The following is an 8,712-nucleotide window of genomic DNA, read 5'->3' as shown; positions in this document are numbered from 1 at the left end:
TTGACTCTATCATTTGAAGAACTTTGAAAACAGAAATAAACTGAAATCGAAATAAACTGAAATCAAAGTAAATATAAAATGAAATAAGCTTACTGATGACTCAGTCATCACCAAAAAATACAAAATCAACACAAACAAACCAAAACCTTTGTTTAAAATCGGCTTCCCAGTTTGTTCCCCTTTACGTTTGGCGACCATAGCGGTTTGGCTCCACTCCTTCCCTTCCCGAACAGGACAGTGAAACATTCCAGCGCCGATGATAGTATACAATCGTATGCGAAAGTAGGTCATCGCCAAACTATTTACACAAAACCCCAGTCTACTAGAAACAGTAGTCTGGGGTTTTATTTTGCGGAGGCATGAAATTATTTAAAATAATATGCGTTAAATATTAAAATAAATGGAATTTAATTTTATTGAAAATACTATTTATAGAGATAAACGCAATAAAATTCTAATAAATTTAATTCTGCTCTTGAATGAATGCGGCAAAACTGCTACTCTTACACTTTACATAATCAAACAAGAATGAAGCATTTAGTACGTCTAGAACGTGTAATTTTATACTACGGTAGTTGCTATTATCTATGTTTATCTGAAAACCCTCATTTCCCAATTTTTACACAAAAAACAACATAATTTGACAAATCTTGATAAAACACAATGGAAAAACAAATATTCCTTGACAATCAGAAGTAAATATCTAAAAATGAGCCTGTACACAAACATTTTATTTGCAATTGAAAATATAAATTGCTATATGGATGTGTATAGCCTTTTTAAATTACACCTTCACAAAAAGGAAACAGTTATGAACACTAAAGTAACTCAAATCACTTTAAGCGTATTAGCAGCTTTAGCATTGTCTGCTTGTGGTAGTAGCGGTGGTGATAGCAAACCAACTACGGGTAGCACCGCTAGCACAACTCCTTCTACAACAACCGCACCTAGCACAAATACAGGTGGTACGACTGCTGGTAGCACAAATACAGGTGGTACGACTGCTGGTAGCACAGGTACAGGTGGTACGACTGCTGGTGGCACGGGTACAGGTGGTACGACTGCTGGTGGCACAAGCACTGATAAAACAGATAATCACCAAGAATTGACATCTGCACCCGCGACACATGAGCATTCTTTCGTTGGTTTCAAAACCATTGTTAAGAATGAATCTGATTTAATTACAAATTCTAGTAGTAAAACAGAAACCATTTCTGATACACCAGAAGGCATGCAGGTACAAAATCCATTCCCAAGTCTAGATACTATTGTTGTAGCGGAAGAGCGTGAAAATGGTAAACCAAAGAAAAATGGTAAAATTGTTTACCTTGAAGATTTTGACTTCCGTGGTAACAAAGGTGGTGCTGATGCAACAACTGGCAAAGCTACTTTAAACAATATTTATTTAGCTACAGCTGGTACAAAAGGGGTTACAACCAATGGTTCAGCACGTACAGATGGGACTAAAGCAGGTGTTAGTGTAACTCGTACCAGTCAAGGTGGTGGAAACCCAGGTACAGCTTATGTATATCAAGATAAGCGTCAAAACTATACTGAAAACTACAAAAATAAAGTGGTAGATGAGCAAGGCGGGAAGTTATTAGAGAAAGCAGACAATAAAGCTTCTGACACATCTAATAATCAAATTTACCATACTCGCGATACTAAGGGTACAGTAGCAGAAGTTTATGGTGCGCGTACCAACGCTAATGATACGGCATATGGTAGTACAAAGGCTTCTGATTTTAAACAAGATGGTAAAGTCAATGCACCATTCCAAAAAGAAGAATTGAAGCATGTTCAATATGGGCGTGTAACCAGCGCTTTGAATGGTGTTAAAATTACAGACTTGAAAGAAGGGTTGAAATTAGGTTTAACTGACACTTTAATCGGTTCTTATGGTGAAAAAGGCAATAAGGGCACTGAAGATAACTTCTTCTATCGTGGTGTCGGAAATACCTCTGCTCAAGAGTTGGCTAAATTGAAAGCAGATAATCCTAATGCAACATTAACATATAATGGTCATGCGGTTACACATGGTATTGATAGCAATTGGTATGGTAATAACTTGCGTGTACCAACTGCTGTAGGTGGTTCTGTTGGCTTGATTAGTGGTACGCATGTTACAGCTAACGTTAATTTGGGTAACGGTAATGTGGATGGCAACTTGTTTAACCGTTGGTATTCTAGTGCTGAAACCGAAAACAATGGTGTGAAAAATGTGAAGTTAGTAGAATTTAACGGCAAATTGGCTGATAATGGCAATATCGCTGGTACAGCGACTAACCTTACAAAAGAAGTAGGTGATAAATTCCGTTCTGGTCTGTTTGGTGCAACATTGTACGGTGCAAACGCAAAAGAAATGGGCGGTACAGTTGCTTCTACAGAAAAAGGTACGGGTGAATGGTTAGCGGTATTTGGTGCTAGCCGTGATATTGAACCTCCTAAGCCTAATACATCTCCTATTAAGGAAAAACCTAGCAACCCATTCGGTGGTAGTAACAATAATGGTCAGCCATAATTGATTCAATTATAGGTTTACTAAAGATAGCTTGATACAGCGTAATTTATTTATCTGAAATGGATTGCGTTTGTATCAAGCTTTGTTATTAGAATGGAATGAGTAAGTGAATTGCAGGATTTTTCAGGCAGCCTGAAACCCAGTTTATTTACCCATTTGATTGTCTGATTGCCCAATACAAAAGGAATGATTGATGAAAACACTCAAATCACTGCTTTGCTCAGCTGTGATGTTTGCGATGGCTGGCGCGGCGTTTGCCAACGATGCCATCAACAGCCAAAGCAACACCCTAGAGCGCGAACGAGACCAGCTTCAACAAAAACAAGAAACCCAGCCCTCTCAAGATGATTTGCTCCGTACCCAACAAATTGGTCATGTGGAAAAGCCCGAATGGGGTTTGAGCGATGCCGAATTGTTAAGGCAGCCTGAAAAATTAGAAAAACTGCTCGCCGTGTATTTGGCGCAAGGTCAGCGCAAACAAGTGGCGCATTTGGTTGATTTATATAAACAACAACGCATTTATCGCGATGATTCCCTGATTGAGTGGGCGATTGCCATGTCGCACGCCCAAACCAATTTGCGCCGTGCGATTTATGAATACCGTATTTTGACAGGGAAATTTCCTGATAATCAATTTATTCGCTATCAATTGGCAACTTTATTGTTTGCCAATCAGGAATACGATGCGGCAGAAGGGCAGTTTCAAAAATTACGCGCTTCGTCCAGCCTCACACAGCAAGATGTGCAAGTGATTGATGATTATCTGAATGCCATTGCACGCAAAAATAAATGGAATTTTAGTTTGGGTGCGACTTTTTTACATGATAAAAATTTAACTGACCAAGCCAAAGTGGGTACCACTTTCCACATTCCCAATACAACGGCTGTGTTGCGACAAGATAATCCGCCCGAACAAGGCACAGGTTTTAATTTCAATGTGAATGCTTCTAAACAATGGAGCTTACCCAAAGGGCAATATATTAGTTTGGACGGCAGCGCAGATATGAAATATTATTGGGATAACAAAGGCTTTAATGAATTAAGCACTTATGGGGGGGTGAGCTATGGTTATGCAGATGCCAAAGTGAATGTGCGTGTGTCCCCTTATATTGTGAAGCGGTTTAAAGCAGGTGGAAAAGACGCTTCTAGTAAATTAAGCGCGTACACCAATACATTTGGCACATCGGTGGCGGCAGATGTGTGGGTGTCGCCTAAATGGAAGCAATCGGCATCGTACACTTTTTCGCGTGATAATTATGTTGATGATGCGATTGACAAACGTCATGGCGGTAAAAGTCATAGTTCGGGTTTTGGTGCCACCTATTATCGTAGCCCGAAACAATATTTTGGTGCTGCAATGAATGTGTCGCGCTTTGATGCAGGTGCCAAAACGGAGTCGTATAAACGTTATGGTGGGCGTGTGTATTGGGGGCAAGAGTGGGCGAAGGGTTTTGTAACCCGTTCTAGTGTTGGTTTAAATGAACGTAAATACGAAGCCCCATTCTTTAATGTGCGTCGTAAAGACAAAGAGTGGAATACAAATGTCTCACTTTGGCATAAAGCGGTGCATTATAAGGGCATTACCCCACGTTTATCTTGGAACTATTATAAACGTAAGAGTAATATCGATATTTTCAGTTATGATAAACATATGACTTTTATTGAATTGGATAAGAGCTTTTAATTGAAATATAAATCAATGTTCATTTAGCAAAAGGGCGGATAATTCTATCCGCCCATTTTTCATCATCAAATCACATATTCCACCATTTCAGGCAGCCTGAAAACCTGCGTTTGCGTGGGTTTGTACCACAATTTTTCGCCCACTTGCCATTGCGCCACGCGCTGTTCGTGCGGCGAAACCACAATCTGCACAGGCTGTTCGCTATGCGGACTCGCCACCGCCAAACGCACGGTCGCGCCCCAAATGTGCTGGCTCACAATTTCCGCTTGCCCAATCGCGTTGTCCACAGGCTCGCGGCTAATTTGCCACTCGTGCGGTCGCACATAAACGCGCACTTGCGGTTGATTGGACGCGGATTCGCGTGTTTCCTGATAATCGCCAATTTTCAGGCTGCCTGAAAAGATTTCACCTTGCAAAACATTCACTTCGCCCAAAAACTCGGTTACAAAAACGCTTTGCGGATTTTCGTACAATGCCGCGCCAGAACCGATTTGCTCAATTTTACCGTGATTCATCACGACAATTTCATCAGCCATTTCAAGGGCTTCCTCTTGGTCGTGCGTAACCAACACGCTGGTAATGTTCAATTCATGATGAATGTCGCGCAACCACGCGCGCAATTCTTTGCGGACTTTCGCGTCCAACGCGCCAAAGGGTTCATCTAAAAGCAATAATTTCGGCTGGGTCGCCAAAGCGCGCGCCAAGGCAATGCGTTGGCGTTGTCCGCCCGATAATTGGCTCGGATACGATTTCGCCAAATGCGGCAACTGCACCAATTTCAGCAACTCATTGACTTTATGCTGAATTTCATCTTTGCTCGGACGCTGCGAACGTGGCAACACGGTCAAACCAAACGCAATATTGTCCGCCACATTCATGTGCCGAAACAGCGCGTAATGTTGAAACATGAAACCGACTTTGCGTTCGCGGACGTGGCGTTGGCTGACTTCTTGATTTTCCAGCCAAATTTCGCCGTTGTCGGCATTTTCCAAGCCTGCGATAATCCGCAACAGCGTGGTTTTGCCGCAACCGCTCGGGCCCAGCAAGGCGGTCAGGCTGCCCGTGGGGACGTTCAAATTGATGTCGTGCAAAGCGTGGAAATCGCCGAAAGATTTATTTAGATTTTTGATTTGGATAGACATTTTTATTTTCCGTGTTTTTTATTTTCAGGCTGCCTGAAAATGAGTTTGTGCGATTGTGTAGGGTGCGTATCACGCACCAAATTTTCCGAATATTCAACAATTTGGTGCGTGGTACGCACCCTACATTTTATTTCTTCCGCGCCTGCAACCAAGTCAAACCATTCTGCACCAACAGCGTCAGCAAAGCCAACATCGCCAACAAACTGGACAAGGCAAATGCCGCCGTAAACTGGTATTCGTTGTACAAAATTTCCACTTGCAAAGGCACGGTATTGGTTTGCCCGCGTATGTGTCCCGACACCATGCTGACCGCACCAAATTCGCCCATTGCCCGAGCGTTGGTCAAAATCATGCCGTAGAGCAATGCCCATTTGATGTTCGGCAGGGTTACGCGCCAAAACATCTGCCACGCATTCGCGCCCAAAATTAAGGCTGCCTGTTCTTCGCTGCTGCCTTGCGCTTGCATGAGTGGGATTAACTCTCGGGCAACAAAGGGAAATGTTACAAATAAAGTCGCCAACACCATACCGGGGACGGCAAAAATAATCTGAATATTGTGCGATTCCAACCACGCGCCCATTGTGCTGTGCGCCCCAAACAGCAGGACAAACATCAAACCCGCCACCACAGGCGACACGGAAAACGGCAAATCCAACAGCGTGGTCAAAATTTGTTTGCCGCGAAACTCAAAGCGCGTCAGCAGCCACGCCATCGCCACGCCCAAAACCGTGTTAATCGGCACGACAATCGTGGCTATCCACAACGTCATTTTGATGGCGTGTAGGGCTTCGTGTTCGGTCAGCGCGGCGATGTAGGTTTGCCAGCCCTGTTCCAGCGCGTACCAAAACACGGCAAACAAAGGCAGCACCAACATCACACCCAAAAACAACAATGCCAATAAAATCAATCCCCAACGCAACCAAGCTGGTTCGCTTAATAAGGGGTTGGTGCGAGCGGTGTCCATGTTTTTTGTCCAATCTAATGAATTTTCAAGGCGTTGATTATAAGCTGCTTCAATTAAAACCAAAAAACAAGTTAGGCATAATCTAAATGCGAATTTTGTATAAGCATATTCATCTATCACACACAAAAATAAAGGCAGCCTGAAAACCTTTCAGGCTGCCTATTTTTAACATAAATTAAAATAAATCAAAATATTACCATTTACGGCTCAAACCAATAAACGCCGATTTGCGATAACCTGTCTCGCTGCCTTTAGCATAATTTGCTTTCACGCTCACTTCCCAGTTATTTTTAGAGAAAGCAATTCCTGCTTGGCTTTCCCATTCCGCCGCAAATTTTTGCGTTAAAACTTGGTCATTGATTTTCACATCGGCACGGCTATTGCTGTCGCGGTATGCCAAACCCAAGCTCGGGCGAACTTTCAAGCCACTCGCCGTTTCAATGGTTTTACCCACATTTGCGCCAGTTTGATAGGACACAATGCCCGTGCTTTCTTGTTGAACCTGCACCGCACGACCATCTTCCGCCACAATCGCGTAATCCGCCTCGCCCAAATGATGATAACGCGCACCTGCATGAGCTTGTAATTCCACACCGCCCACGTCCCAATCTTTCACCACACCTACACCTGCACTGGCAATATGGCGTTTCACATCAGATTGCGGCTGATTTTGCTGTTTCAACTCGCTGCTGGTGCGACCATACGACACATCACCATGCAACGCCAAACCACTTTCAGCCTGCCATTTACCATAAACCGTGCCACTGGTGCCATGACCTTTGCCCGAGAAACCGTCCGCATAATCCGCCGTATAACGCAAATGATTCAACGCACCGCCCACCGTGATTTTACCGTTTGCCGTGTCCAAAGTTTGGTCCACACCAAACTGTGTCAATTGACTGTCTTGTTCAAAACCACGATATTGGTCAGACGAATGCTTGCTCTTTTCCGTATCCGTTTGCGCCCAAATGCCCGAATTTTGCCCATTCAAACCACGCAAACGCTCGTCAATGCGCTGACCCACACGCTGCATTTGGTGCGCTTGCGCCGCCACTTCCGACAATGCCGCATTCGCGTAACGGCTAATCACATCAGCTTGTTTCTGCTTGGCAGCCTGCGCCGCCGCTTCAGCCGCTTGTTTCGCTGCGGCTTCTTGCGCCAAACGCTGACGTTCCGCTTCCGCCGCCAAACGCTTCGCCTCTTCCTCTTTCGCTTTTGCGTCCGCCAAAGCTGCGTCAGCCTGCGCTTTCGCCAAATTCGTAGCCAAATCCTGCGCTTGTGCCAAAGAACTTGCCAATTGTTTAGACAATTCAGCACGTTGAGCTTCCAATTGAGCCACTTCAGCCGTTTTTTCTTTAGCCAATTGCTCTGCTTGAGCCAATTTCGCTTCCGCAGCCTGTTTTTCCGCTTCCGAACGATTTTGCGCCGCCACAGCCGCCACACGTGCTTGTTCAGCCGCTTGTTGCGCCTGTTCCGCCGCCGCTTGAGCAGCCTGCGCCTGTTCACGCAAACGCATTTCTTGCGCACGTTGCTGTTCCGCCAACGCCGCTTGTTGCTGCGCTTGCTGAACTTGCGCCTGTTTCGCACTCAAATCCTGCTGCGCGTTTAACAAAGCCTGTGTTTTTTCATTGGCAACTTGTTGCGCATTCGCCAAATCTGTTTTCGCCTGTGCGATGGTTTGCGCGTCTGCATTCGCGGCAGCCTGCAAACGCTGATTGGCGGCTTCGGCGGTGGCTTGTGCTTGCTCGGCGGCTTGTTTGGCGTTTTCCGCAACTTGCTTCGCTTGCTCTGCCAAAGCCTGTGCTTGTTGAACATTTTTTGCTTGCAATTCAGCCGCTTGCTTCGCCGTTTCCGCTTGAGCGGCAGCCTGCGCTTGACGTTGCGTTTCTGCTTCAGCGCGTTGTTGCGCGGCTTGTGCTTGCTGTTTTGCTAACTCGGCGGCATGTTTTTCCGCTTCCGCATTTTGTTTAGCCAAATCAGCCGCTTGTTTATCCGCTTGCGCTTGCGCCAATTGCTTACGCATATCGTTTAACGCAGCTTCTGCCGTATTTTTTGCCTGTTCAGCCGTTTGTGCGCTTGCCAAAGCATTGTCGCGTTGTGTTTCAGCTTGTTGTTTTGCGGTTTCAGCAGCTTGTTGAGCGGTTTGTGCTTGCGCTAATTCCGCTTCTTTGTCTTTAACAGCTTGATTGGCTTGAGCCAATTGGTTTTGCAAATTCGTAATGTCTTGGTTGCCATTGGCTTGTGCTACTTTCAAGGCTTCTTCCGCCAATTCTTTTTCACGAACTGCATTTGCCAAATCGGTTTGCGCCTGATTTTTCGCGTTTTCCGCTTCCGTTTTTGCTGTTAAGGCAGCCTGTAAAGATTTCTCTGCTTCTGCGCGTGCGGTTTCAGCCGATTTTTG

General features: G+C 44.9%; 5 protein-coding genes and 1 rRNA gene. 3 read left to right on the top strand and 3 right to left on the bottom strand.

The features are described from left to right. Positions 1-186: 186 nt before the first annotated feature. The 3 genes from rrf (at position 187) to Q338_RS10825 (ending at position 4,205) form a co-directional block, all read left to right on the top strand. Positions 187-299: ribosomal RNA gene (rrf, locus tag Q338_RS10835) — 5S ribosomal RNA — on the top strand. 512 nt (positions 300-811) lie between these two features. Continuing rightward, complete coding sequence (locus Q338_RS15060) at positions 812-2,521, top strand: HupA family protein (protein ID WP_051968617.1); 1,710 nt, start codon at positions 812-814, stop codon at positions 2,519-2,521. Positions 2,522-2,714: 193 nt separating this feature from the next. Further along, positions 2,715-4,205: a surface lipoprotein assembly modifier gene (locus Q338_RS10825; protein ID WP_034295292.1), complete on the top strand. Its 1,491-nt coding sequence runs from the start codon at positions 2,715-2,717 to the stop codon at positions 4,203-4,205. A gap of 65 nt (positions 4,206-4,270) precedes the next feature. Here Q338_RS10825 and Q338_RS10820 read toward each other — a convergent pair whose 3' ends face one another. From Q338_RS10820 to Q338_RS14885, 3 genes are all read right to left on the bottom strand, one after another. Next, positions 4,271-5,347 (bottom strand): sulfate/molybdate ABC transporter ATP-binding protein, encoded by a 1,077-nt coding sequence (locus Q338_RS10820; protein WP_034295290.1) that lies wholly within the window; start codon positions 5,345-5,347, stop codon positions 4,271-4,273. A 127-nt stretch (positions 5,348-5,474) separates the two neighbouring features. Further along, positions 5,475-6,311 (bottom strand): sulfate ABC transporter permease subunit CysW, encoded by an 837-nt coding sequence (gene cysW / locus Q338_RS10815; protein WP_034295289.1) that lies wholly within the window; start codon positions 6,309-6,311, stop codon positions 5,475-5,477. Positions 6,312-6,504: 193 nt separating this feature from the next. Next, a partial coding sequence (locus Q338_RS14885) for an autotransporter domain-containing protein (RefSeq protein WP_034295287.1) occupies positions 6,505-8,712 on the bottom strand: 2,208 nt, incomplete at its 5' end.

This window comes from Alysiella crassa DSM 2578, from assembly GCF_000745955.1.
GTDB classification, from domain to species: Bacteria; Pseudomonadota; Gammaproteobacteria; order Burkholderiales; family Neisseriaceae; genus Simonsiella; species Simonsiella crassa.
Note: the sequence above shows the minus strand (reverse complement) of the source record. Positions and strands in the feature narration are given on the sequence as shown.

Excerpts from the sequence above, each read along its gene's own strand:
- cysW (WP_034295289.1), bottom strand. The coding sequence starts at position 6,311 with ATGGACACCGCTCGCACCAACCCCTTATTAAGCGAACCAGCTTGGTTG.
- Q338_RS10820 (WP_034295290.1), bottom strand. The coding sequence starts at position 5,347 with ATGTCTATCCAAATCAAAAATCTAAATAAATCTTTCGGCGATTTCCAC.
- Q338_RS10825 (WP_034295292.1), top strand. The coding sequence starts at position 2,715 with ATGAAAACACTCAAATCACTGCTTTGCTCAGCTGTGATGTTTGCGATG.
- Q338_RS15060 (WP_051968617.1), top strand. The coding sequence starts at position 812 with ATGAACACTAAAGTAACTCAAATCACTTTAAGCGTATTAGCAGCTTTA.